General features: G+C 64.9%; 21 protein-coding genes and 1 pseudogene. 5 read left to right on the top strand and 17 right to left on the bottom strand.

Features of this window, described 5'->3' with window-relative positions:
• Positions 1-137 precede the first annotated feature (137 nt).
• A complete protein-coding gene (locus tag SOM47_RS01215) occupies positions 138-1,688 on the top strand; it encodes a hypothetical protein (RefSeq protein ID WP_320504558.1) in 1,551 nt (516 codons plus the stop codon).
• 437 nt (positions 1,689-2,125) lie between these two features.
• On the opposite strand, the pseudogene SOM47_RS01210 reads toward SOM47_RS01215, so the two are convergent.
• Both SOM47_RS01210 and SOM47_RS01205 read right to left on the bottom strand, forming a co-directional pair.
• Positions 2,126-3,384, bottom strand: a pseudogene (locus tag SOM47_RS01210) (IS256 family transposase).
• A gap of 207 nt (positions 3,385-3,591) precedes the next feature.
• Entirely contained in the window at positions 3,592-4,515 is a 924-nt protein-coding gene (locus tag SOM47_RS01205) for a LysR family transcriptional regulator (RefSeq protein WP_320504557.1), read from the bottom strand.
• 96 nt (positions 4,516-4,611) lie between these two features.
• On the opposite strand from SOM47_RS01205, the gene SOM47_RS01200 reads away from it, so the two are divergent.
• Positions 4,612-5,451 (top strand): type 1 glutamine amidotransferase domain-containing protein, encoded by an 840-nt coding sequence (locus SOM47_RS01200; protein WP_320504556.1) that lies wholly within the window; start codon positions 4,612-4,614, stop codon positions 5,449-5,451.
• 84 nt (positions 5,452-5,535) lie between these two features.
• A complete protein-coding gene (locus tag SOM47_RS01195) occupies positions 5,536-6,318 on the top strand; it encodes a 3-hydroxybutyrate dehydrogenase (RefSeq protein ID WP_320504555.1) in 783 nt (260 codons plus the stop codon).
• Positions 6,319-6,353: 35 nt separating this feature from the next.
• Here the strand turns inward: SOM47_RS01195 and SOM47_RS01190 are convergent, their stop codons facing one another.
• From SOM47_RS01190 to SOM47_RS01160, 7 genes are all read right to left on the bottom strand, one after another.
• Entirely contained in the window at positions 6,354-6,812 is a 459-nt protein-coding gene (locus SOM47_RS01190) for an SRPBCC family protein (protein ID WP_320504554.1), read from the bottom strand.
• Between the two features lie 2 nt (positions 6,813-6,814).
• Positions 6,815-7,129, bottom strand: a complete 315-nt coding sequence (locus SOM47_RS01185) for an ArsR/SmtB family transcription factor (RefSeq protein ID WP_042612481.1) — start codon at positions 7,127-7,129, stop codon at positions 6,815-6,817.
• 9 nt (positions 7,130-7,138) lie between these two features.
• Positions 7,139-7,594 (bottom strand): SRPBCC family protein, encoded by a 456-nt coding sequence (locus tag SOM47_RS01180; RefSeq protein ID WP_320504553.1) that lies wholly within the window; start codon positions 7,592-7,594, stop codon positions 7,139-7,141.
• Positions 7,595-7,709: 115 nt separating this feature from the next.
• Positions 7,710-7,988 carry a helix-turn-helix domain-containing protein gene (locus SOM47_RS01175; RefSeq protein WP_320504552.1) on the bottom strand — a complete coding sequence of 93 codons (279 nt, stop codon included), beginning with the start codon at positions 7,986-7,988 and terminating at the stop codon, positions 7,710-7,712.
• Between the two features lie 26 nt (positions 7,989-8,014).
• Positions 8,015-8,431, bottom strand: a complete 417-nt coding sequence (locus SOM47_RS01170; RefSeq protein WP_320504551.1) for a hypothetical protein — start codon at positions 8,429-8,431, stop codon at positions 8,015-8,017.
• 441 nt (positions 8,432-8,872) lie between these two features.
• A complete protein-coding gene (locus SOM47_RS01165; RefSeq protein ID WP_320504550.1) occupies positions 8,873-10,333 on the bottom strand; it encodes a tyrosinase family protein in 1,461 nt (486 codons plus the stop codon).
• 188 nt (positions 10,334-10,521) lie between these two features.
• Complete coding sequence (locus tag SOM47_RS01160) at positions 10,522-13,596, bottom strand: discoidin domain-containing protein (protein WP_414715742.1); 3,075 nt, start codon at positions 13,594-13,596, stop codon at positions 10,522-10,524.
• 456 nt (positions 13,597-14,052) lie between these two features.
• Here SOM47_RS01160 and SOM47_RS01155 point away from each other — a divergent pair, with 456 nt between their 5' ends.
• Positions 14,053-14,883 (top strand): hypothetical protein, encoded by an 831-nt coding sequence (locus SOM47_RS01155; RefSeq protein ID WP_320504548.1) that lies wholly within the window; start codon positions 14,053-14,055, stop codon positions 14,881-14,883.
• A 22-nt stretch (positions 14,884-14,905) separates the two neighbouring features.
• On the opposite strand, the gene SOM47_RS01150 is transcribed toward SOM47_RS01155, so the two are convergent.
• The 8 genes from SOM47_RS01150 to galE all read right to left on the bottom strand — a co-directional run bounded on the left by SOM47_RS01150 (position 14,906) and on the right by galE (position 22,699).
• Positions 14,906-15,793: a DMT family transporter gene (locus tag SOM47_RS01150; protein WP_042612608.1), complete on the bottom strand. Its 888-nt coding sequence runs from the start codon at positions 15,791-15,793 to the stop codon at positions 14,906-14,908.
• 32 nt (positions 15,794-15,825) lie between these two features.
• On the bottom strand, positions 15,826-16,869 hold the full coding sequence (gene murB / locus SOM47_RS01145) for a UDP-N-acetylmuramate dehydrogenase (RefSeq protein WP_320504547.1): 1,044 nt from the start codon (positions 16,867-16,869) through the stop codon (positions 15,826-15,828).
• Positions 16,869-17,924: a quinone-dependent dihydroorotate dehydrogenase gene (locus SOM47_RS01140; RefSeq protein ID WP_192083733.1), complete on the bottom strand. Its 1,056-nt coding sequence runs from the start codon at positions 17,922-17,924 to the stop codon at positions 16,869-16,871. Before SOM47_RS01140 ends, murB begins: the two co-directional genes overlap by 1 nt.
• A 7-nt stretch (positions 17,925-17,931) precedes the next feature.
• Complete coding sequence (locus SOM47_RS01135) at positions 17,932-18,702, bottom strand: class I SAM-dependent methyltransferase (RefSeq protein ID WP_320504546.1); 771 nt, start codon at positions 18,700-18,702, stop codon at positions 17,932-17,934.
• 7 nt (positions 18,703-18,709) lie between these two features.
• Positions 18,710-18,994, bottom strand: a complete 285-nt coding sequence (locus SOM47_RS01130) for a DUF4190 domain-containing protein (protein ID WP_320504545.1) — start codon at positions 18,992-18,994, stop codon at positions 18,710-18,712.
• A 46-nt stretch (positions 18,995-19,040) separates the two neighbouring features.
• Positions 19,041-19,823, bottom strand: a complete 783-nt coding sequence (locus SOM47_RS01125) for an SDR family NAD(P)-dependent oxidoreductase (protein ID WP_320504544.1) — start codon at positions 19,821-19,823, stop codon at positions 19,041-19,043.
• A 55-nt stretch (positions 19,824-19,878) separates the two neighbouring features.
• Positions 19,879-21,411: an L-piperidine-6-carboxylate dehydrogenase gene (gene amaB, locus SOM47_RS01120; RefSeq protein WP_042612492.1), complete on the bottom strand. Its 1,533-nt coding sequence runs from the start codon at positions 21,409-21,411 to the stop codon at positions 19,879-19,881.
• A 286-nt stretch (positions 21,412-21,697) separates the two neighbouring features.
• Complete coding sequence (galE, locus tag SOM47_RS01115) at positions 21,698-22,699, bottom strand: UDP-glucose 4-epimerase GalE (protein WP_320504543.1); 1,002 nt, start codon at positions 22,697-22,699, stop codon at positions 21,698-21,700.
• Between the two features lie 363 nt (positions 22,700-23,062).
• On the opposite strand from galE, the gene SOM47_RS01110 reads away from it, so the two are divergent.
• Positions 23,063-24,490 carry an undecaprenyl-phosphate glucose phosphotransferase gene (locus tag SOM47_RS01110; protein WP_320504542.1) on the top strand — a complete coding sequence of 476 codons (1,428 nt, stop codon included), beginning with the start codon at positions 23,063-23,065 and terminating at the stop codon, positions 24,488-24,490.
• Positions 24,491-24,542 lie beyond the last annotated feature (52 nt).

The following is a 24,542-nucleotide window of genomic DNA, read 5'->3' as shown; positions in this document are numbered from 1 at the left end:
CCTTGGGATTGAGTGCTAGAGCAAATTACGTGGAACCAATTGATGTGCCGGCAGGGCCGCTTCGGCTGCCGCGGGTGCACGGTCGTCGTGCTCGCAGTGTCTTGAACGCAATCTATGCTGCGTCTACGGAGCAAGTCGTGGCGTCCGCAGAAAATTCTGATGAAGATGAGGCGCTTCTCCTCGCAATATGGATGCAGCAGTGGCCAAGACTTCGCCGCGCTTTTAGCTTCTGTACGCTGGCCGGTATGGACCGCTCGAACAAGGGGATTCGGATTGACGTCCAGTTTGTACCAGATATTGACCGCAGTTCGAGGTCTCGTTTTCCGGGGGCGGTTCTCCCCCAAGAGGTCGATAGCGCCGATGCGTTAGATACGTTGGCTCATGATCTCGAAGGCGAAGACAAAACGAAGTTGCGCGAGTTTCTGCGGAAAACCGGCGGTGATGTTGACGGCGGACGCCGGGCAATGGTTCCTCTATGCCATTTGCACACCGCTCTTTTTTCGGGGGGCCAACCTGACCTTGCGGCTGCAATTGGCGCATTAGAGAGCCTCGGTAAGAGCCAAGCGCGATCCGTTCGCTTGATCGTTGTCAAACATGCAATCGAAGAAATTGATGAGATTGATGATGAAGTGTTCGGCTTCGTCATTGAGGCACTAGGGGATGGTGCAGTGTCGGGGTGGTTCCCTCCGTCTCAGCATAGCTTCGTCTCCCTTTGGCGAAAGTCACCTACGAGATTCTTCACTATCATCGATCTAGGGGGCGACTTTGGTGGGCACCTCATGGATGTTCTACGTTCCATGCCCTTGCAGTTTATTGTCCAAGGTGCAGGAGTCAGTCCCGAGCTCAGTTCGCGGGTGGTCACGGTTCGCCCAGACCTACTGGAGAGTGCCGATTTCTGGCGGGGGCCTGGGGCGAGTTTGGATCTACTCGAGCTTCTTGATGATGATCGATGCTTTTCTGTCGCGTCGGCTCTGATTGAGGCCGGGATTGAGGGCTCGGCATCGATGCTTATCCGGCGCTTAGATGGCGTAGCCGTGGCATCCATTCTCGAACGCATGAGCGAAGGTCCTTTGCTTGACGCCTGGCTGAGAGAACTGGCACGAGATCCGAATCGGCTGGCTGCTGCGCTTGCTTCATGCGCGGTTACTGGGCGTAAAACGCTTGTTGCGCTCGCACGTCGTGTGGATCCGGACGCGGTCCCCAATGACTACGGTGACGATCCGTGGGTAGTGGCGGCTTCTGGCGCATCCGGCAAGCTTGAGCAGGCCGACGAGGACTTCTTCGCAGTGTTCCTCATGTCGCGAGCTTTGGGAACTAAGTCCCGCTCCCGTGCCGACCTCATTCGACAATCCTATACGGTTGTTTATCGTGCATTGGAGCACGTAAGGTTGCCGCCACAGGTAGAGGGTCTTGTGACGCGGCGGTTGATTTGGGGGGGGTGGTTCGGCTGGGACGAATGTAGGCGATTGAGAGAGACAGTCGTACAGTTGTTCGTTAGCAGCCACTTGGATCCTGGCACGTTTGGGCGACTTACAAGCGATGGCAAACTTGTGTTCTCGCTGATCGATGAGGCGGCTCGGAGCGAACACGGGCGACGCTATCTAATCGAAGTGCGTAAGACACTTAAGGACTCGGAAGAAAAGGCGATGAAAGCACGGGCGGATTACATCGCAAAGAAGATTAAATAATCTGCCGTGGCGGATCTTCTAGTCGGAGAAGATGCTGAGTTGATTCATTCATCGAAGGACGAAAGTGCACTCTATAGGTAGTTGGTGATGAACTTCAGCGAAAGGTCATCGAATAATTTCACGATCAACTTATCGTCCTTGTCTGCCGGTGGAGCAGTCTGCAGTTCTTCATTTGGGCGCGTTAACGGAAAGTATGGCCGGGCGTCGCTTGACGATTGATCTGCCCAGCGGAAGACGCTGCCATCGCCGGCTGGATGCCAAAAACTCAGGCGCATCCTGACAAGACGTGGCCTGGTATACCAGGTTGAGTATGGTTGAGTGAACGTACGTGGGCGCCGAGAGGCGCCCGTTTGATTTGGCGAGGGATTACGGAAATCGAGAGTGTCCGATTTTTTGTGTTCGGGCGGTGGTGGGCCGCCGTCAGGTGGCCCGGCTTCTCAGTAAGGCGAGCGGATGAACCTGTCTCCGTAGAGGACGGCAAACTGGCTCATCGCCTCTTTCCATCCGTAGCTGGTGCCGGTCCAGTTGGCCGTAATGTTACGTAGACCCAGCCAGATCAGCTGGTGGCCGCCTCATCAGTTGGGAAGTGCCCTGGGGCCTTGATGACCTTGCGCAGTTGCGCATTGACGCTTTCGATGGCGTTGGTGGTGTAGATGACCTTGCGGATTTCCGGGGGGAATACGAAGAAGGGGATGACGCGATCCCAAGCTCGCCGCCAGGCCATCGTCACTGTTGGATACCGCTGGCCAAGCGGACCGGCTTCAAACGCCGCCAGTGCCAGTTCTGCGGCCTCTGCGTTGGCTGCCCGGTAGATCGGCTTGAGAGCCGCCGCGAGCGGCTTGCGGTCCTTCCAGCCTGCAAAATCAAGATTGTTGCGGATCAAATGCACGATGTAGGTCTGCAGGGTGGTTGCCGGATACACCGCCTCCAGCGCCTCGGGCATGCCCTTCAGGCCGTCGGTCACCGCGATCAGGATGTCTTCCACACCCCGTGTTTTAAGGTCGTTGAACACCTTCATCCAGAACTTGGCGCCTTCGGTAGTTTCAATCCAGATGCCCAGGATGTCCCGCGTGCCATCGGGCAGGACACCCAAAGCCAAGTAGATCGCCTTGTTGCGAACCAAGCCTTCGTCGCGGATCTTCACCCGAAGTGCGTCGAAGAAAACTACCGGGTACATGGGCTCCAAAGGCCGCTGCTGCCACAGGGCCACCTCTTCAAGAACCCCATCGGTGACCGAGCTGATGAAGTCCGGCGAGACCTCCGTGCCGTACTGCTCGGCCAGAAACGCACGGATGTCCCGAACGCTCATGCCTCGTGCGTACATGGCGATGATCTTGTCGTCAAAGCCAGTAAAGCGCCGCTCGTGCTTGGGAATCAGGATCGGCTGGAAGCTGCCGTCGCGATCGCGCGGCACATCCAACCGCAACGGCCCATCGCCGGTCAGCACCGTCTTGCTGCTCTTGCCGTTGCGCTGGTTGCCCGCCTCCGGCGGGCGCTCGGCACCAGCGGCGTAACCCAGGTGGTGCCCAAGCTCGGCACCCAGTGCACGCTCAATGAGTGCCTTCTTCAGGGCTGCTGAGATGTCCTCGATCTCCCCGGCGCTCATCATTCCGGTGGCAAGCTGATCAATCAGCTCCTTCGGCAGCGTTGGCAGCTCACGTGGCGCTTGCCGTGGCATCTTCTTCTTGGCTGGCATACATGTTCCTTTTCAACATGTTATGCCCGAACACAAAATTCCTGACACTCCAAATCTAGGTGGCGCCATCGCCCCTGCTGCAAGCGGATAACGCTACGGCGTTCTTTGCAACATTTCTTAGTCCGCATCGGCTGGCAACGCCGCCCGATCAGCCGCACAGCCCGAAATTCGGTTCAAACCCGACATCGCTAGGGAGCATCAGAACCCTCAATCAACGCGATCCTCAACCACCGACGGATTCCCCACCAACAGTTCAATCATCGCCCGCGCCGCCGCCGACTGCCGCCGATGCGGCGCATAGATCACCGAGAACGGCCTTGACCGCCCCCGCAGCTGTGGCAACACCTCCATCAGCTCCCCACGCTGCAACCGCTCGCGCACTATGAACTCATAGCTCTGGCAGATCCCAATCCCCTGTACTGCCAGCGACACCACCCCTAGCACATCGTCGGACGTCTCGATGGACGAACGCGGCAGCCAGTCCACGTCGCGCCCATCATCGCGGAACACCCACGGCGCCAAGCGCCCGGTGCGCGGCATCACGAAGGGCAGGCACAGGTGCTGTTGCAGCTCGTCCAGCGTCTGCGGCGTGCCGTGTTGCTGCAGGTAGTCCGGCGCGGCCACCAGCAGCAATGGGGCGTCTTCCAACTTGCGTGCCACCAGCCCGCTGTCCGGCAGCTGGCCCAGGCGGATGGCCAGGTCGAAACCCTCGGCTACCAGGTCCACGTTGCGGTTGGTGATGTTCAGTTCCACCTGCACCTGCGGGTACTGCTGCGCAAAGCGCGCCAGGACAGGCGGCAGCCGGTAGTGGCCATAGGTGGTCGGCACGCTCAGGCGCACGCGGCCGGCCAGCGCGCCGTCCTGGCCCTGCACGTCGCGCTCGGGGTCGTCCAGCAGGCCGAAGGCGGCGCGCACCTGTTCCAGATACAGCCGCCCGGCGTCGGTCAGCCCCACGCGGCGGGTGGTCCGCTGCAGCAGCTGCCGGCCCAGCCGCGCTTCCAGACGGGTGACCGCGCGGCTCAGTACCGAGGGCGTGGTGGACAGCGCCACCGCGCCGGCTGTGAAAGAGCCGTGCTCGACCACCGCCATGAACACCTCGACATCGCCCAGGTAGTCGAACTTGCGGCTCATTTGGCTCTCCGGGGAACAGATGTTTTGCGGGGAGGCTAATTTATCGCCGCTGAGGCGATGAATAAAGTGGCGGCCATTCCCCGATAGGAGCTCCCCATGAACCTGATGTCCCGGCTGGCCGCAGCGCTGGCCCTGACCCTGGCCGCAACCGGCGCGCATGCCGCCAACGTGCTGGTGGTGCTGTCCGACGAAAACCACCTGGACCTGAAGGACGGCAAGATGCTGTCCACCGGCCTCTATCTCAACGAGTTGATGCAGCCGGTCAAGCTGCTGCTGGACGCGGGCCACGAGGTGACCTTCGCTACGCCGCAGGGGCGGGCGCCGACGGTGGATGCGTCATCGGTGACGCCGGCGTACTTCGGCAACGATGTCGCGCAGCTGACGCTGCACAAGGACCTGCTGGAGAAACTGGCGCTGACCTCGCCGACGGCCTCGCCGGTGGTCAGCCTGGCGCGCGTGGAGCAGCAGGGTTACGCGCGTTTCGATGCGGTCTACATTCCCGGTGGCCACGCGCCCATGCAGGACCTGCTGAAGAGCCCTGCGCTTGGCCGGTTGCTGGCCGACTTCCACCAGCGCAACAAGACCACCGCGCTGGTCTGCCACGGGCCGATCGCGCTGCTGTCCACGCTACCGAATGCTGAGGGTTTCGTGGCGACGCTGGAAGAGGGTGCGATGCCGGCTACGCCGAAGTGGATCTACAGCGGCTACCAGATGACGGTGATCAGCAACCAGGAAGAAGAGCAGGCCAAGCCGTTGCTCGGCGGCGGTGAGATGAAGTTTTACCCGCAGACCGCGCTGCAGAGGGCGGGTGCGCGCTTCAGCAGCAATGCCGCGCCGTGGACTGGCCATGTGGTGGTGGATCGCGAGCTGATTACCGGGCAGAACCCGGCTTCTGCGCTTCAGGTGGGGCAGCGGTTGGTTGAGCGGTTGAAGTGATGGGCCGTTGAAGGAGCACATCCACGCATGGCGTGGGATCGACTGAAGCTACACTGGCGTTCTACACCCGACGGAAGCTCGCCCATGTTCACCGGAAAGGTCGCAGTAGTCACCGGCTCCACCAGCGGTATCGGCCCTGGCATTGCCACCGCGCTTGCGCAGCAAGGCGCGGACATCGTGCTGAATGGACTCGGCGATGCGCAGGAAATCGAAAGAATCCGTTCCAGCCTGGAAGCCGAATTCGGTGTTCGGGTGGCACACGATGGCGCCGACTTGACCCGTGGTGAGGCAGTGCGGGAAATGATCGCCCATGCCGTTTCCAGAATGGGGCGCATCGACATCCTGGTGAGCAATGCGGGCATCCAGCACACCGCGTCCATCGAGGAGTTTCCGGTCGAAAAGTGGGATGCGATCCTCGCGCTGAATCTATCCGCAGTGTTCCATGCAACAGCGGCGGCCTTGCCCCACATGAAGCAGCAGGGATCTGGTCGCATCATCAACATCGCATCGGTGCACGGACTGGTGGCGTCGGTGAACAAGTCCGCTTATGTAGCGGCGAAGCATGGCGTAGTGGGATTTACCAAAGCGACGGCGCTGGAAACCGCTGGCACCGGCATCACCGCCAATGCCCTCTGCCCGGGTTGGGTGCGGACGCCGCTGGTTGAACAACAGATCACCGCGTTGGCGCAGCGCGAGGGAATGGACCAGGAGTCCGCCGCTCGCGCACTGCTGGCCGACAAACAGCCATCGCTGCAGTTCGTGACGCCCGATCAGATCGGCGAAATGGTGGTCTTCCTGGCCTCGGACGCCGCGGCGCAGATGACCGGCACGGCGCTTCCGGTGGATGGTGGCTGGACAGCCCGTTAGCGGGCCGTCCGTGCCCGCCGCTGCAGCGCGCCTGCTTAGCTGGGCTTGGCGAACACATCCAGCCCCTTGCCCGTTTCCAACAACGATTTCAGGCTCGACAATACGATCGGCCAGCCCTGGCGGATACCGGTATCCATCCCGCTGCCCGCTTGCAGATCCTCATGCGTCACCGTCAGCTTGACCATGTCCTCGTACGGCACGATCTCGAACGTCACCCGGCTGTAGGCCTTGGGATCATCTGCCTGCGAGGCGGCCGCCCAGGTGATCACCAGCCGCGAGGGCGGGGTGCTTTCCACTACTTCGCCGACCAGTTCCACCTTGCGTTCTTCGTTGGCGCGCACATGCTGCCAGCGCGAACCGGGCGCCCAGTCCGATACGTTTTCATGCCCCCAGTAAGCGCGGGCAATCTCTGGCCGGGTGATAGCCTCGAACACTTTCTGCGGCGTGGTCGCGATGTAGATCACGTGGATGAAACGGGTGGATTCAGCGGTCATCGTCATTCTCCTTCCAGTTCCTGTTTCAGGTCATGCAGCAGGCTCAGGCGCTGCTGCTCGAACTTGCTTACCCAGCGCGTATAGACATCGTGCAGCGGCACCGGATTGATGAAGTGCAGTTTCTCGCGGCCGCGCCTGACCGTGCTGATCAGGTTGGCTTCTTCCAGCAGGCCCAGGTGCTGGGTCACCGATTGCCGGGCCATCTGCAGGTGCTCGCAGAGCTGCCCCAGCGTTTGCCCGTTGCGCTCGCACAGCAGGTCGAGCAGCGTCCTGCGTGTGGGGTCGGCCAGGGCCTTGAATACTCTGTCTACATCCATCGGCGATCTTCAGTTCCAGTTGTCGATCTTGACGTCGTGCGGGCTCGGCTGGCCACGTCCGGTTTCCAGCAGGGCCTTCAGGCTCATCAGGAAGACGGCCCACTTGGTGCTGCAGTGGTGCATGAACTCCACGCGTTCCTTCCAGCCTTCGTGGCTGAACAGCACGATGCAATAGTCGCCTTCCTGGTGCAGGGCGAAGCGCGCGGTGGTGCCGATCCATTCCGCGGGGCCGTCGATGAACTCCCACAGCACCAGGTCATCGGGCTGCAGTTGCAGCAGCTTCATCTGCATCGCGCCGATTTCCGTGCCATCGGTAGTGAAGCGGGCGGTGACCGTGCCGCCCACGTGGCGGTCGCCGGCGGTGCCTTCTGCCCACCAGGCTGCAATGCCTTCCGGCGTGGCAAGGGCCTGGTAGACCTGGGCCGAGGGGGCCCTGATGCCGACCCTGTGTGCGATATCCACCATGACAACGCCTCCGCGATGGGCGGCAGGGGCCGTCCGTGCGAACACAATAGGCAGGTAAATGCCTGCATGTCAACTGGACCAGGGTTGGCCCAGGTTTGCCGGCCAGCGGCCGGCACTACCGCCGGGTTTCGTGTATCGCTTCAACCCGCAGTTGCAGGCCAAGCGCCTGTGTCACCTGGAACAGGGTGACCAGGTAAAGCGGAAAGGCACCGTTCAACTGCCGCCGCAGTGTCGCCGGGCCCACGCCGCACGCCTTCGCCACCTCGTCCATTCCATCCTGTTCCGCGACAAGCAGCAGCGCGCGGGAAATGCTGGCTTCATCGCACGCCTCCACCCCCAGCAGGTCATCGAGAAACGCGGCAAGCCGGGCGGCGCGTGCCTGCGGGCCGTTCACCATTGGCCCTCCAAGCTCTGCGCCGATCACTGGGTGGACTCCATTCCAGCCGTCACTGATCTGATCATTTCGCGTCCGCAGATGATCAGGCCCTCCACCGTATCGTCGGTGGTTCTGGCCTCGGGATGGTCCTCGGGGCGGGTCGCGTGCACCGCGTGCAGGATCTCCAGCACCACCGCCACTGCCTGCAGTATGCGGAGGTGCGCGGTCGCATCCCGCTGCGGGTACGATTCTACGCCGTCGCCAAGTGAGCGCAGTGGCGCGTCTTTCCTGACAGGGGGTACCAGGCGCAGGTGCACCACCTCCGCGCTGCGCGTCCGGGACTGCTCGGACTCTTCGAGCTTCTGTTCCAGCCGTTCAATGAAGTAGGGCGGGAACTCGCTGATCTTCTCGCCGATGAGGGCGTACAGGCGCTTGGCGCTGAGGGGATAGTCGGTATCCATCGGTCGTCCTTCGCATGGCGTGTGGCCACCTGCGCGGGCGCGAGGTGGCGGGCGATGCGGGTTGGCATACCGGTGACTAGCTGAGCAAAAAACGCCGGCGGATTGGGATCCCCACGCATCGCCCACCATGAAACCGATGGGCAATGCTGTGCATTCTCCGCCGTGCCCAAGGGGCAAAACAGAGCCAATACGCTCAACTAATCAAACAGGATGCCAATCCCGGCTGTTGCTCTTCGGCTTCAGCACGGACAGCTTGCGATGGGGTGGGGGAGGCGTCCATGAGAATAGTTGCGAAGTGGGGAAGGTCCGCCAGTGGATGGTCGGTGGGTGGGCGGAGAAGCGCTCGGTGGGTAACGACCGTTGGTCGTCACGTCTTTGGGGCGGGCAGGGAAGCGTGACGACCAGCGGTCGTCACTACCAGGCAGGTCGTCACGCTTGTGGCTACACCGCGCCTACGTCGATCATCTCGGGAACGAAGGCGAGGCCGGTGGCGGGGCTGCCGGCTCTCTGCATCGGCACCAGCTGCAGCGTCAGTGATCCAGGCCTTGGCAGACCATTCTGTCCAAGTTTCCTCAATGCGCTGGTCAACTCGATGGAATAGCAATGCCCGGGATTGCCCATGCCCTGGTGGGCCTTGTTGCCGAAGAAGTTGATCGAGGTAACGTAGTGCGGGTCGGTGGTCGGCGTGCGCGGCCCGGCAGCTGGCAGGTTGATGAAGACGCGCACGGAGTTCAGGTTGATGCCGACCTGGGTGCCTCGCAGGACGGCGAAGACGCGGTTGCCGCTGGAAGCTGACGCCGACGGGACGCTGAGCACAGTGCTCAGCGGCGCGGACGGTGTCGCAGCGCCGATGTTCCCGGTACGTGCCCGGGGGATGGCGGTGGTCGCGGCCGGATTGAACAGGGCCTTGAAGCGGGTTTCATCCGCATTGGCCTGCGCCTGGCTGCGCGTGGCGCGGGCAGCAGCCCGGCTGTCATCGTATTTGTAACCCAGGTCCGCAGGGCGCAGCACCTTGTCAACCCGGACGCTATAGCGCTGGCCATCCAGGCGCAGGAAATGATTGGGAAACACCATGTCCAGCCAGAGCGGGTCGGTGGTGTTGACATGCCCCTGCAGTATCCAGTTCTCCCAGATCCGGTCTACGTTGGCATGGTGCAGGAAGAACAGCGGGTCACGCGCGGCGGCGGGGAAGCCCATGTAGCCGTTCACCTCATCGTGGACGTAATTGTGCGGACCCGATTCCAGCTCTGAGATGGCGCCGGGGCGACCCAGCCATATCGACGAAACGCTGTTCTGGACCTGCGGTGGCGTGACGGTTTGATCGAACGGGCGGCCTCCGCCGAAATTTTCCAGGATGGTGGCGTTGAGCAATTGGCGTATTTTGTCCGGTCCCGTTTCGGTGGGCGGCAGGCTGGGAACGGGCTTCCTCACCTGGCGCATATCGTCGCCAACGAGAGGCGAAAAGAGGGGGTTGGGCTTGCCTTGATACAGCGGGTCGGTGAATGCGGGCGGGTACGCCCGCTGGGTCGACCAGTCCCAGTACGGCATGGCGAACTGGGTGCGTCCGGTCAGCTCGATGACGGCTTTCTCATACATGTCCAGATAAGCCCGGTGCCAAGGCAGGAAGTACCAGTTGCCGTGCTGGCAGTTGTTGAATTTGTAGGAGCCGCCATGGATGTCCGCGAACTTGATCCAGCTGATCGCATTGGACGGGTTGCGACCGCGCATCTCGTCGACAAACGACCTGAGCGCAACAAGATCAGGATCGTTGAGGGACATGTTCGCGATATTGCGGCGCACCCTGAGGTTCTGTTGCGCCAAGGCACCTTTGGAGCCTGCCAGTCCGCTTGCCAGCGCCAGCGCGGAAGCGGTTCCCACCATCATCGATCTACGGTTCAGCACGTTTTCTCCTTGGAAGGGCCGTGATGGCCCCTGCAAGGTCGATTCAAGGTTACGGCACCGGCGGCATCAAGTCGGGATTTGCGTCGGACCATGCACAGCCGCGCACGGGGGCAGCGCGCGGCTGCACTCGCTGCCCGGCGGCGACAATCTGCAGGCTCGTAAACGTCTGTGCCTACACGGCCAGTAGTTTACCAGCGCGCTTCCAGCTGCTTGAATGCGCGCGGCAGCAACACGCCATCGGCATCGAATGCGTCCACGCGGCGTCCGTCCACGCGCACCTCGCGCGGCCGCATGCGGCTGGGCCACCACACCCGCACGGCGGTTCCTGCATGCAGCCCTTCGCCCAGCGTCACCGTCAGCACGCCGTCGTGCTGCCGCGCGTCCAGCTTCAACGTGCCGTAGGCGGTCGGCAGGCGTTCCACCGACAGGCCATCGCCGGCAAGCCACGAAGCCGGCGTGCCGGGCAGCAGCGACAGCGCATCGTCGTCCTCGCGCATCAGCATCCCGAACAGGGTGCGGCCATATTCGGCACCAATCCACGTGTGCGGCATGTCGCCCAGGTAGCGCGGGAAGCGCAACCGCGAGTGCACCACTTCGGCCAGTATCTGCCATTCCAGCGGACGTCGGTCGTGCAGCAGGCCGATCAGCAGTTCGTTGGCCGCCTCGGGCTGGCCGAGGTGCACATAGCTCAGCACGTTGCGGATTTCGTACGGTGTATAGGCATACAGCGCGCCGGGCTCGGCGCGTTTGCGCACATCATCCAGGTAACGCGCGAAGGTTGTGCGCAGGGCGGCATCGGGCAGCACGTCCTGCGCGCCGGTCGGGTCCAGCGCGATCGAAACACCGGTCGGATCACCGTCGCCCAGGTCGGCCGAAGACGGAATGAAGTCGATGCCTTTCCACGCCATCGTGGCGTGGATCGAGGCGGCCACTGCGTCGTGCAGCAGGCGGCCCTGTTCGCGCGCCCAGGCGGCGGTTTCCGGGTCACCCAGTGACTCGGCCAACCACGCACCGTCGTGCCAGCCCTTGATGCCCCAGTAGTCATCCCAGTAGCTGTGGGTGGGCGCGGGATAGCCTTCGTGGCTGATCGACGGAGCCAGGATGCCGGCAAAACGCTCCGGCGCAGGGTGGCCGGCCATGTAGCCCGGCACCAGCGTGCGCTCGCGCAGTTCCTGCAGGAAACGCATCGCGGCCTTTACCTTGGGCAGGTAGGCACGCACTGATTCGGGGCCGCCATCCAGTCGTGCCACGTCGGCGACCAGGCTGACGTACTGGCCCTGGCTGTCGTATTCGATATCCGAGCCGAAGCCGGTGTTGACGCTGCCGTCGTTGTTGAGGATCGGCGAGACCAGGCCGTTGGCATACACGCCATGCGCGCTGTACCAGGCCAGGTAATCGCGTGCCACCGAGGCTTCGCCCATGCGCAGCAGCACCGCCGAGGTGGCCATGCCATCGCGGATGAAGGAGCGGTTGTAGTTGCGCGGGCCGGGCTGCATGGCTGGGCCGGTCTGGTTGATCAGCATGTAGGCGGCCTGTGCGCGCAGCATGTCCACCAGCGAATTGTCCGGCAGCCGCAGGCCGACCTGGCCGAGCCGCGCCTGCCAGTCAGCGGACGCCCGTGCGGCGAGTGCATCGAAGCGTGCGTCGGGCTCCTTGGAGGCGTCGGCGAACGGCAGCGGCGGCGCCTGCGGCAGGCTGCCATCGGCGGCCGCTGGCGCGGTGCCCAGCGGGAAGGCGACCACCACAGAGCGGGATGCACCGGGCTTCAACGCAACGCGGTAGGCGAGGGCGGCTGCGGCAAGGCCGTCGGCATCCTGCGCGCTCTGCGCGTGGGGCAGCTGGCCGCCGGCAATGGCCGCACTGATTTCGCTGCTGCCATCCGCGCCGAACGGTGCCGCGCCGGCTTCGTCCACTGCGGTGAGCGATTGCAGCAGGCGACGGCCATTCACGCTCACTGTCCGTCCTTCCACGGCGATCTCGCGTATGGGCGACAGGCCGCCGTTCTGCCACGGTGGGTTCATCTGCATCGGGCGCACGGCGAGTGTCAGCGTGCCGTTGATCGTGGTGGTGCCGGTGTTGTGCAGGCGATGACGCACCAGCGTCACCGGCTGCCCGCCGAGTTCAATGGCGAATGCTTCGCTGTGCAGTTCCAGGCCCGGCTGCGGTAGCCAGGACGCCGAGGGCATCGGCTTCCAGCCATCGCGCAGTGCGTGGCGTACCCGTTGCCCCGCGGCGCCCGTGGCGGCGCCGCCGTCAGCGCGCCAGATCGGTTGCACCAACGGAGCCCCCTTGAAAGCCTCGATGTTGCCGTACTCGTCGAAGATTGATTTCTGCACGCCTGCGTGCACACCCACCGCGGTCCAGTAGGTCTGCTGCAGTAGCAGCGAGGCCGGGGCCAGCGCACGCTGGGCGCCGCTGGCGGCGACCTGGTAACGCTTCATCGGGGTCATCACCGCAGCCGGTCCGAGCAGGCGGATACGCTGGACCGATGGCGCGCTGCCCTCCACCCGCAGTCGCAGGCTGTGCGCATCCACCGCGGCGTTGCCAGCCAGCCAGCTTTGCTGTCGGCTGCCCGCCTGCGGGTCGCGTGCCACCAAGGTCCACTTGCCGTCTGCGTTCTGCACTTCCAGCCGCGCAGCGCCGTGCGCGCTGTCGGCCCAGTCCACCACCAGGCCGGCGGTGGCCAGTGCGCGGGGCAGGCCGATGGCCAGCACATGCTGGCCGTGGGCGTCGTCGCTCGGAATCGTCACCGCGCTGCCGCCCTGCCAGAGTGCGGCGGACGACGCGGCCCCCAGCCCCGCCACGCGCGCGCTGTTGCGGGTATCCAGCGGCTCCATTTCAAGAATTGACACGCCCCAGTCCGAGGTGCGCTCAGGGCTCGCCACGCGCAGGTAGCGGGCCCGGCGCGGGGCGAAAAACAGGGTTTCGATGCCGCCCAGCGAGTCGCCCATCGTGTAGGCCAGGTCCCACTGCTTGCCATCCAGCGAGGTCTCCAGGGTATAGCCCTCCGGATTGGAGACATCCCAGGTGATGCGGACGCCGCCAAGCAGTGCCGGCCGGCCCACATCGATCTGGAACCAGTGTCCTGGGCTGAAGGCGCCGCCAGTGACGGTCTTCGGATCGTTGTCGATCAGGTGGCCGATCGCCATCGTCGCCACCTGCTGCGAGGAACTGCTGGCCTGCCATTGGCTGCGCGGCGCCAGTTCCTGCGCGCTGCAGATCCCGGCCCAGGCAAGGGTGGGCAGCAACAGGAGGCGTGCCACGCCCGCCGTCACCGCTCGGATCGTCTTCCTGTTACTGGCATGCAGCATCATGTTTTCACTCCTCGGCGCATTGGAAAGCCCACGGGATGGGCAGACGCTAACAGGCAGTGGAAGCGCTTACACGACGCGCTGCGGTACGCCGCGGTCCCGGCCCAGGGCGGATCAGGCAAGGGGCCGGGAGTGGCAGGCGGTCTGCGGGAACGGCTGTTGAGAGAACGCTCGCGGGCGATCGCGCGGACCGCTGGCTGAACGCGCCAGATTGCGCCGGATGTCCACGCGTGCGTGCAAGCGATTTCTGGTAGCCCGGCTGCCGCCGACACCGCATTCTGCGCGGGCTCGGTCGTGCAGCGTGCGGTTGAAGTCGGGCCATAGCCCGCACCTCGCGACGATCCTGAGCCGTGTATGTCGTAAATGGCTCGTCGGTGAGCCGGTCCATCGGGTCGGGAGCGACCCACGATGTCGCCCGAGGGCTGTTTCTACATCCCGTTTTCCCGCTTCTGGGATAGTGCGGATTCAGACCAGTCCTATGGCGGATTCCTCATGAACCAGGTGCCGATCGTCCACGCAACGGAGATGTTGGCCCGCGCGTTCGGCGTCGTCGCAGCGAGCGTACGGCGACAGTCCAGCGGGAGTGAAGACGTGACGGCGAGGTTCGACGTCGTCGATGTCGCAGGACGACAGTGGCGGCTGGAGGCAGCGCCCGCGCGCCGTCAGGCTGGCCACGCATGGCCCCCGGGCGCGACCCGCTGGGGTCGGCATTGGATGTTGAGGGAAGTGCATGCCGCGCAGGACGGGCCGGGCGGTGCAACGCCACCGCAACCGGATCGGGTTGAACCGGCCCACTCCTGCAGACCGCACGCGTGGGAGTGCGCCGACGGACGCGCGCTGGAACGGGTAGGCAGCTGGCTCGCGCAGCCGGCCGGCCTGCCGACGGCAACGGATATCCCGGGACAGGCGTTCGTCGACATGTGGCTGAGCAACCGCCAGCACATCGCCACCATGCACGCGCGTGCCGAAGCGCTGCACGATGCGCTTGCCCGACATGCGTCGGTATCGGGTCAAGCCCCTGCGGGCGGTGCCGCATCGCGGATATGCAACGAGGCCTACCGCCACCAGCGCGTGCTGCGGCACCTCGTGGAAACCCAGCAGCTGCTGCTGGGGCCGCAGGCGGCGGTGCACCCGGTTGCCGTACGCCGCGACGCGCTGCGGCGCCTGAATGGCCTGTTGGAATCCGAGCGGGCCCGGCTGCTGCAGGAGGATACGTTATGGCAGGCCGGCGCAGGTTGATCCCATCGCTCGCGGCGGGGGCCTATTCGCCCGGTTTGGCTGCCGCGCTGGCGGCCTCGCTTTTTGCGCGGCGCGCCAGTACGGCTTCCCGGTGCGCGATGTAGGCGTTGGAACCGAGGATGATCAGCGCACCGATGACCGTCCAGCGATCCAGGGCTTCGCCGAACAGCAGCCAGGCCATCATGCTGACCAGCGGCAATTGCATGAAGCTGATCGGGGTCAGGGCGGAGACTTCTCCAAGTCGCAACGCGCGGGTCCACAGCAATTGCCCCAGCGTGCCCATGACGCCGGTCAAGGCCAGCCACACCCACGCGATGCCGGTGGGCCACTGCCAGACGAACAGTGCCGGTATCAGCGACAGCGGCACCCAGAACACATAGGTGTAGAACACCACCGTATCGGCGCTGTCCACACGGGTGAGCTGCTTGATCTGGATGGCGACCACCGAGCTCAGCACGGCCGCGGCCACCGCCACCAGGCTGCCGGCGCTGAAGCTGCCGGTGCCCGGCCGCACGATCACCAGCACGCCGATGAAGCCGATGATCACCGCGGCCCAGCGCCGCACGCGCACCGTCTCACCCAGCCACAGCACCGCCGCGATGGTGACGAACAGCGGTGTTGAGTAGGACAGGGAGACGGCCTGCGCCATCGGCAGATGGCCCAGCGCCCAGAAGGCGCACAGCATCGAGGCCAGGCCGATCGCGCTGCGCAGGAAATAGCGCGGCAACTGCTGGGTCTTCAGCGGGGCACGGCCCGGGCGCAGCAACATCGGCAGCAGTGCCACCAGGCCGAACGCATTGCGGAAGAAGGCCACTTCCTGGGTCGGCACGTAGGCGGTGGCGTAGCGGATGGCAAGGGCCATGAAGCCGAATGACAGCGTACTTCCCAGCATCAACCAGGCCGCGCGCATCGGCGGCGCGCCGGTATTTGACAGGGTGGGAGTCACCACTGCGCGCCGATCAGCCGCGGTTCCGGTTCAATCGCTACCGCGAAGGTTTCCAGCACGGAGGCGGAGATGCGCCTGGCCAGTGCCAGAAGCTCGGCGCCGCTGGCGCTGCCGTGGTTCACCAGCACCAGCGCGTGGCTGGGTGCCACACCGGCATCGCCGTCGCGAAAGCCTTTCCAGCCACAGTGTTCGATCATCCAGGCGGCCGATACCTTGCGCTGGTCCTCGCGCTCTGCCGGATACACCGGCAGCTCCGGGAAGGACTGCAGCAGTACCTCGACCTGGTCTACGCCGAGGATCGGATTCTTGAAGAAGCTGCCTGCATTGCCCAGTACCTCCGGATCAGGCAGCTTGCGGCTGCGTATCGCGATCACCGCGTTGGCCACGTCCACCGCGCTTGGCGTTTCAACACCCTGCGCCTGCAGTTCTTCGGCGATGCCGGCGTAGTCCATGCGCAGTTCGTGCAGCAACGGCAGGCGCAGCTCCACGGCCGTGATCAGGTAACGGTCCGGCTGCTGTTTGAACACGCTGTCGCGGTAGCCGAAGGCGCACTGTTCATTGTCCAGCCGCACCCATTCGCCGACCTGGCGATCCCAGGCTTCGACGGCCTGGATGAACTCACCGACCTGCACGCCGTAGGCACCGATGTTCTGTATCGGCGATGCCCCCACGGTGCCGGGAATGAGCGCCAGGTTTTCCAGTCCGGACAGGCCGTGCTGCAGTGACCACAGCACCAGCTTGTGCCAGTTCACCCCGGCCGCGGCGTGCACCACGGTGTAGTCGGCACGGTGTTCCAGGATGTCGATCCCCTGGTTGGCAAACACCAGCACGGTGCCCTCTACGTCGCCGGCCAGCAGCACGTTGCTGCCGCTGCCCAGCACCAGCAACGGGCCTTCGGCCACGGCCGGCAAGGCCAGGGCATCGGGCAGGGTGGCGGAGTCCTGGATTTCCAGCAGCTGCGCGGCCTGCGCCTGCACGTGGAAGGTGTTGAGCGCCAGCAACGAGGCGTTTTCGGTGAGGGTCCAGCCGGTGTTCGCCATCACAGGCCTCCCACCGCGCCGCGACTGGGCGCTTCGCGGCGGCGACGGATCGCCTCCACGCAGTCGGACACCAGCGACGGGCCACGGAACACCAGGCCGCTGTAAAGCTGCACCAGTGCGGCACCAGCGGCCATCTTGGCCACTGCGTCGGCACCGGAGCTGATGCCGCCCACGCCGACCAGCGGCATGCTTTCCGGCAGCCGCGCGCGCAGACGGCGCAGCACCAGCGTGGACTGGTCCAGCAGCGGTGCGCCGGACAGACCGCCGGCTTCGTTGGCCAGCGCGTCGCCTGCAATGGCGCTGCGATCGATGGTGGTGTTGGTGGCGATCACCCCGTCCACCTGCAGCTCGGCGAGCACGCGCGCTGCGGCATCGATATCGCGTTCGTTGAGGTCCGGCGCCACCTTGACCAGCATCGGCACGCGCTTGCCGTGCATGCTGGCCAGTTGTTCCTGGCGCTCGCGCAGGCCGGCGATCAGCTGGCGCAGTGCGTTTTCTTCCTGCAGTTCGCGCAGGCCGGCGGTATTGGGCGAAGAGATGTTGACGGTGATGTAGTCTGCCAGCGGGTACACCTTGTCCAGGCAGGCGAGGTAATCGTCCAGCGCCTGCTCGTTGGGGGTGTCTTTGTTCTTGCCGATGTTGATGCCGAGCAGGCCACGGCGGTCACGCGCTGCTTCGACATTGCGCACCAGCGCATCGACCCCGGCATTGTTGAAGCCCATTCGGTTGATGATGGCGCCGTGGTCCGGCAGCCGGAACAGGCGCGGCTTCGGATTGCCCGCCTGCGGGCGCGGGGTGATGGTGCCGATCTCCACCGAGCCGAAGCCCAGTGCGAACAGGGCATCGATATGCGCGCCGTTCTTGTCCAGTCCCGCGGCCAGGCCGACCGGGTTGGGGAAGGTCAAGCCGAATGCTGGCGTGGGCAACGGCGCGATGCGCGGCGCCACCAGCGGCGTGGTGCCGAAGCGATAGGCCGTATCCAGTGCGGCCAGGCCCAGGCCGTGGGCGCGTTCGGCATCGAGGGAGAACAGGAAGGGGCGTGCAAGCGAGTACATGGGCAGATCAGTCCAGCGTGCCGAGGAAGGCACGGGTTTGGTATTCAAAAGCGACGTTGCCGTTGACGGCATGCTGGTCGAACAGCGTGCGCAGCGCCGCCAGCATGGCGTCATGCTTCGGCTGGCCGGCGGTGGGGGCGTATGAAGAGGACAGCAGGCGGCCCTTCAGGGCATCGAAGTCCAGCATCTGCACGTTGGGGAAATAGCCGATGGCCTGCAGGCCGCCGGCGAACCACTGGCGCATCTGTTCGTCGGTCTGGTAACGCTCGGCCACGGCGCTGTAGTCGGTGCCGAATTCCAGCAGCAGCTGTTCGTAGCCGCGCAGGAACGGAGAGGCGTCCAGCAGGCGCGAATTCCAGAACACCAGCACCCGTCCGCCCGGGGCCAGGATGCGTTTCCACTCGCCGCGCACGGCGTCCGTATCGAACCAGTGGAAGGCCTGCGCGGCGCTGACCAGGCCGATGCTGGCATCGGCCAGGCCGGTCGCCTCGGCGGTGCCGTCGGCGGCGCGGAAGCGGGGGTATTCCGCGCCCAGCCACTGTTCGGCCGCCGCACGCATGGCCGCGTTGGGTTCCACCGCGATCAGCGGATGGCCAGCGGCCAGCAGGATCTGGCTGGAAATGCCGGTGCCGGCACCGATGTCGGCCACCAGCGCCTCGCGCGGCACGCCCTGTTCGTCGTGCAGCCACCGCAGCAGGGCGGGCGGGTAACCGGGGCGGAAGCGCACGTAGTCTTCGACGCGGTTGGAGAAGCGCGAGGCGGATTCCGGAGTGCTCATGCCCACCTCATGATGAAACGTGGGCCAGCCAGGCCAGGCCGCCGAAGAAGGCGAGGAAGGCGCCGATGGCCAGCACCGCGCCCAGCACCATCAGCCAGCCCAGGATCAGGCCGCCTATGGCCAATCCGTCGCCATCGAGCTCGTGCGGGCGGCGGCGGATCTCGGCGCGGGCCATGTGCCCGGTGATGATCGCCCCGAGGCTGGCGACGAAGGGCAGCACGGTCCAGCTGCAGATCCCCAGGACCAGGCTGGCGACGGCCAGTCCACTGGTATGACGGCTAGGCACGCTCATGCGGGTCCTCCCTAAAGACCCGGTCATGATAGAGGTTGTGCCTCCATTAGCCCATCAATACCTGCCCACCATCGACATTGAGCACGTGACCGGTGATCCAACCCGCCAGCGGCGAGCACAGGAAAAGCGCGGCATGGGCGATCTCTTCGGGCCGGCCGAAGCGGCCGAACGGAATCTTCGACAGGGTGCCGTGGTAGAGGTCCGGATCGTCCACGCGGCGGCGATCCCACAGGCCATCTTCGAATTCGATCGAGCCCGGCGCAATGGCGTTGACCCGGATCCGGTGCGGCGCCAGCGCCAGCGCCTGGCTGGTCGTGTAATGCGATAGCGCGGCCTTGGCCGCCGCGTACGGCGCAGCGCCGGGGCGCGGTTGCTGGGCGGCGATCGAGGACAGGTTGAGGATGCAGGCATCAGTGGATGCGCGCAGCCAGGGCAGGGCCAGCCGCGAGGCCCGCACCGCTGCCATCAGGTCGATCTGCAGGCTGGCGGCCCAGCCGTCTTCGTCGTCGGCCATGCCATAGCCGGTCGCGTTGTTGACCAATACGTCGATGCCGCCGAGGGCTTCGGCGGCGTGCTGCAGCCACCCACCGATCTGCTCCAGATTGGAGAGATCGGCGGCGTGGGTGTGCAACGGCGTGCCCTGGTCCAGGGCATCGCGTGCCAGATCATCCAAGCCCCGCTGGCCGCGCGCGCAGACCGACACCGATGCGCCTGCGCCGGCGAAGGCCAGCGCGATGCAGCGTCCGATGCCCTTGCTGCCACCGGCCACCAGTACGCGGCGGCCCGGTAGCGCCGAGCCATGCTCGGCGGGATTGCGTGAGGCGTTCATGGCGGTCCACGCCGAGCGAGGCTCGGCGCTACCAGGACCACGCTGCGCGTATCCATCACAGGTCGAACTTGATGCCCTGGGCCAGCGGCAGCGAATCCGAATAGTTGATGGTGTTGGTCTGGCGGCGCATGTAGACCTTCCAGGCATCCGAACCGGATTCACGACCACCACCGGTGTCCTTCTCGCCACCGAAAGCGCCACCGATTTCCGCGCCCGAGGTGCCGATGTTGACGTTGGCGATGCCGCAGTCACTGCCGGCCGCGGACAGGAAGCGCTCGGCCACCTTCAGGTTGGTGGTGAAGATCGACGAGGACAGGCCCTGCGGCACGCCGTTCTGCATTTCGATGGCTTCGTCCAGGGTGCTGTACTTCATCACGTACAGGATCGGGGCGAAGGTTTCGTGCTGCACGACTTCATCGCTGTTCTTCAGGCCGGTGACGATGGCCGGCAGCACGAAGTTGCCGGCGCGGTCGATGCGGGTACCGCCGGTCTGCACGGTGCCGCCGCTGGCCTTGGCCTTTTCGATGGAGGCCAGGAACTGCTGCACGGCGCCGTCGCTGTTGAGCGGGCCCATCAGGTTGGCCGGGTCGGTCGGATCGCCGATCTTGCCTTCTACCTGCTTGTACGCCTTGACCAGCGTGGCCAGCACGTCGTCATGGATGGATTCGTGCACGATCAGCCGGCGGGTGGTGGTGCAGCGCTGGCCGGCGGTGCCGACCGCACCGAACACGATGCCCGGGATCGCCAGCTTCAGGTCGGCGGTCTCGTCCAGGATGATCGCGTTGTTGCCACCCAGCTCCAGCAGGCAGCGGCCCAGGCGGTGGGCGACCTTCTCAGCGACGGTGCGGCCGACCTGGGTCGAACCGGTGAAGCTGATCAGCGGCACGCGCTTGTCGGCCACCATCTTTTCCGACAGCGCGGTGCCGGCGTCGTTGATCAGGAAGAACAGGTCCGGGAAGCCGGCTTCGCGCAGCGCTTCATTGCAGATGCGCATGGAGGCGATCGCGGTCAGCGGGGTCTTGTTGGACGGCTTCCACAGGCAGATGTCGCCGCAGACGGTGGCCAGGAACGCGTTCCATGCCCATACCGCGACCGGGAAGTTGAACGCGCTGATGATGCCGACCAGGCCCAGCGGCTGGTACTGCTCGTACATCCGGTGGCCCGGGCGCTCAGAATGCATGGTGTAGCCGTACAGCATGCGGCTCTGGCCCACGGCGAAGTCGGCGATGTCGATCATCTCCTGCACTTCGCCGTCGCCTTCCGGCTTGCTCTTGCCCATTTCCAGGGCGACCAGCGAACCCAGCGCATCTTTGTTGGCGCGCAGGGCTTCGCCGCACAGGCGCACTGCTTCGCCACGGCGCGGGGCCGGGGTGGTGCGCCAGATCTTGAAAGCTTCCTGCGCCCGCGCGATCACGGTTTCGTATTCGTCGGCGGTGGTGGCGCGGACCTGGGCGATGGCTTCACCGGTGGTCGGGTTGACCGGGGTGATCAGCTCGCCGCCGGTGGCGGTGGACCACTCGCCGTTGCCCAGGTAGGTACCGGCGTTGATCGCATCCAGGCCCAAGGCCTTGAGCAGCTTGGCAGACATGCAGACTCCCTCTTTTCGCGTTGTATTGGGGTGGCCGCGGGCCCTGCGGGCAGCGGCGCACTGAGCCGGAGATGGTAGCAGAGGGCCCGGCGAGGGCATGGTGCGCTGCGGTGGGGGTGGGGGTCACCGGTAGCGCCGAGCCATGCTCGGCGGGGGCCGTCGGGGCGCAGGACTGGTGGGGGCGGGCGCTGGTGGGGCCCGGGCCCGGTGGGTGACGACCGTTGGTCGTCACGCTGTTGCCGTTGGCGGTCCTTTTTCCGCTGCGCTCGCCGAGCGTGGCTCGGCGCTACCCGGTGTGGTCGTGCTTCGACCAGTCCGGCTGATCGCGGTGCCAGCGCCACGCGCTTTCAATGATCGGCTCCAGCTCGGTCCAGCGCGGTACCCAACCCAGTTGCGCCCGCGCCTTCTCACTGGATGCGACCAGGCTGGCCGGGTCGCCGTCCCGGCGCGGCGCCACTTCGAACGGTACCGGCTTGCCGGATACCTCGGCCGCAGTCGCGATGACTTCGCGCACAGAGAAGCCTCGGCCACTGCCCAGGTTGAAGGCATGCGCCCCGTCATTGGCTTCCATGAACCCGAGGGCCAGCGCATGCGCCTGGGCAAGGTCCTGCACATGCACGTAATCACGCACACAGGTGCCATCGGGTGTCGGGTAATCGTCGCCGAATACTTTCAGCGCCGGCCCATCGCCCAGCGCGGCCTTCAGCACATTCGGTATCAGGTGGGTCTCGCACAGGTGCGCTTCGCCGATGCCCTGATCGGGCAGGGCGCCGGCGGCGTTGAAGTAGCGCAGCGACACCGAGCGCAGGCCGTAGGCGGTGGCAGCATCGGCAAGAATCCGCTCGGCCATCAGCTTGCTGGCGCCGTATGGGTTGATGGGGGCCTTGGGGTGATCTTCGTCGATCACCTCGCTCACCGGGTTGCCGAAAATAGCTGCGGTGGAAGAAAACACGATGCGTTGGACGTCATGCCGCTGCATCGCCTCAAGCAGGTTGATGGTGCCGGTGACATTGTTGCGGTAGTAAGCGTTGGGCTGTCGGACCGACTCGCCGACCAGCGAACGTGCGCAGAAATGCATTACGGCATCGAAACGGCGTCCCTTCAATGCCTGATCCAGTGCGGCGGGGTCGAGCAGATCTGCGTGGATGAACTCGCCCCAATGTACGGCGTGGGCATGGCCGGTCGAGAGATTGTCGAGCACGGTCAGATTGTGGCCGTGGTCGCTGAGCCAGTGGGCCATATGGCTGCCGATGTAGCCTGCGCCGCCGCAGATCAGGACGTTTTTCATGGTTGCCTATCGAAGTTGCGGGCCACGCCAGGGCCTCCACGTGCGAGCCGCCCATGCTAGCAGGGCGCGGTTCGCGAACGACGCGATTCAACAGGCGGCACGTGACGTGCCGCGTCACCTTGTAGTGATGCGTGTCAATTATCTGGCGCCAAGATGGTCGTTTCGATGATAGATGTGACTCAGTTCACCAATCTGCTGCGATCTGGTACACGCCAAGTCTGGTACATTTACGTCACTTATTGACGCCCAAAGCGATCATCAAACGTAACTGTGCTGGCAGGGGAGGCCGGTGCGCTGGAGTAAGTTGTGCGGGCAGACGCCGAAGAAGGAAAGACCGACGTGCTACATGGATCCGTAGAGGGTTTGGCGCCAGCGCATCCGCAGCCGCGCCGGGTCGAGGCGCGCGCTGCACTGGAGCTGGTTCTCCGGCTCGCTGATCTACTGGTCATTCCGGGGGCAGCGGTGGTCTCCCACCTTGTCCGCTTCGGTTTCGCGGCACCTTCCACTTCACAGCGCGTGGTCTTCGGCGCGGTCCTGCTGAGCACGATGGTGTGTTTCTCCGTGGCGCCGATGTATCGCCAGTGGCGTGCCCGCGGCCTGCTGGCCGACCTATGGTTCCTGCTGCTGGCCTGGACCGCGGTCTTCGGTCTTTTCTCCATGTATGCCGTGCTGGTGGACATGACCGACTCGGTGCCCACAACGTGGTTGGTCGGCTGGTACGCGATGGGGCTGGCGGCGATGACCACCACGCGCGTCGGACTGCGGGTGCAGTTGCATCGCCTGCGGGCACGCGGACTGGATCGCGAGCGCGTACTACTCGTAGGCCTGCGCGCGCCGTCGCTGAAGCTGCATCGACTGCTGCGGGGCAAACCGGAAATGGGCAAGGAAGTCATTGGTTACTTCTCCAGCCCCGGCGATATTCCAACCCGCCGCCGCGCCGACGTTCCGCGCTTGCTGGGGGGGATTGAAGACCTGCCGCAGTACATGGACCTGCATCGCGGCGAGTTTGACCAGGTATGGGTGTCGCTGCAGATGGGCAGCGGCCCGCAGATCAAGGACATGCTGAAGAAGATCGAGCGCTTTCCGGTGCCGGTCCGCATCATTCCGGACATCAGTGGCTACGGCACGCTCAACCCGGGTGTCCATCTGGTCGGCAACGTGCCGATGATCGGTGTGCGGCAGGGTTTGCCGGACCAGCATTTCAGGTTGGTGAAGCGGATCGAGGACCTGCTGGTGGCTGGCATCGCGGTGGTGTTGCTGGCCCCGGTGTTCGCCGTGCTGGCGGCCGGCGTGAAGCTGAGTTCGCCGGGCCCGGTCCTGTTCCGCCAGCGCCGGCATGGGCTCGGCGGAAAGGAATTCTGGATGCTGAAATTCCGCTCCATGCGCGTGCATGCCGAAACCCCGGATACCATCACGCAGGCGACCCGTCACGATCCGCGCATTACCCGCTTCGGTTCCTTCCTGCGCCGCAGCAGCCTGGATGAGCTTCCGCAGTTCTTCAACGTGCTCGGCGGCAGCATGTCGGTGGTCGGGCCGCGCCCGCACGCGATCCAGCACAACGACCACTATGAAAAGCTGATCGGGCGATACATGCACCGTCATTACGTCAAGCCGGGCATTACCGGCTGGGCCCAGGTGCATGGGTTGCGTGGCGAAACGCCGGAGCTGCGCTCGATGAAGAAGCGCGTGCAGTACGACATCGACTACATCCGTCGATGGAGTCCGACGCTGGACGTGCGCATCATCGCGTTGACGGCGTTCAAGGTGTTGGGGCAGAAGTCGGCTTACTAGGCCGGCTGGTTGATGCATCCCGGCCTGTCGCTGCGCTACCCTGTGCGCTGAT

It is taken from the genome of Stenotrophomonas sp. CFBP8980 (assembly GCF_034046095.1).
Taxonomy (GTDB): domain Bacteria; phylum Pseudomonadota; class Gammaproteobacteria; order Xanthomonadales; family Xanthomonadaceae; genus Stenotrophomonas; species Stenotrophomonas lacuserhaii.
This window is presented reverse-complemented; position numbering and strand designations above follow the sequence as displayed.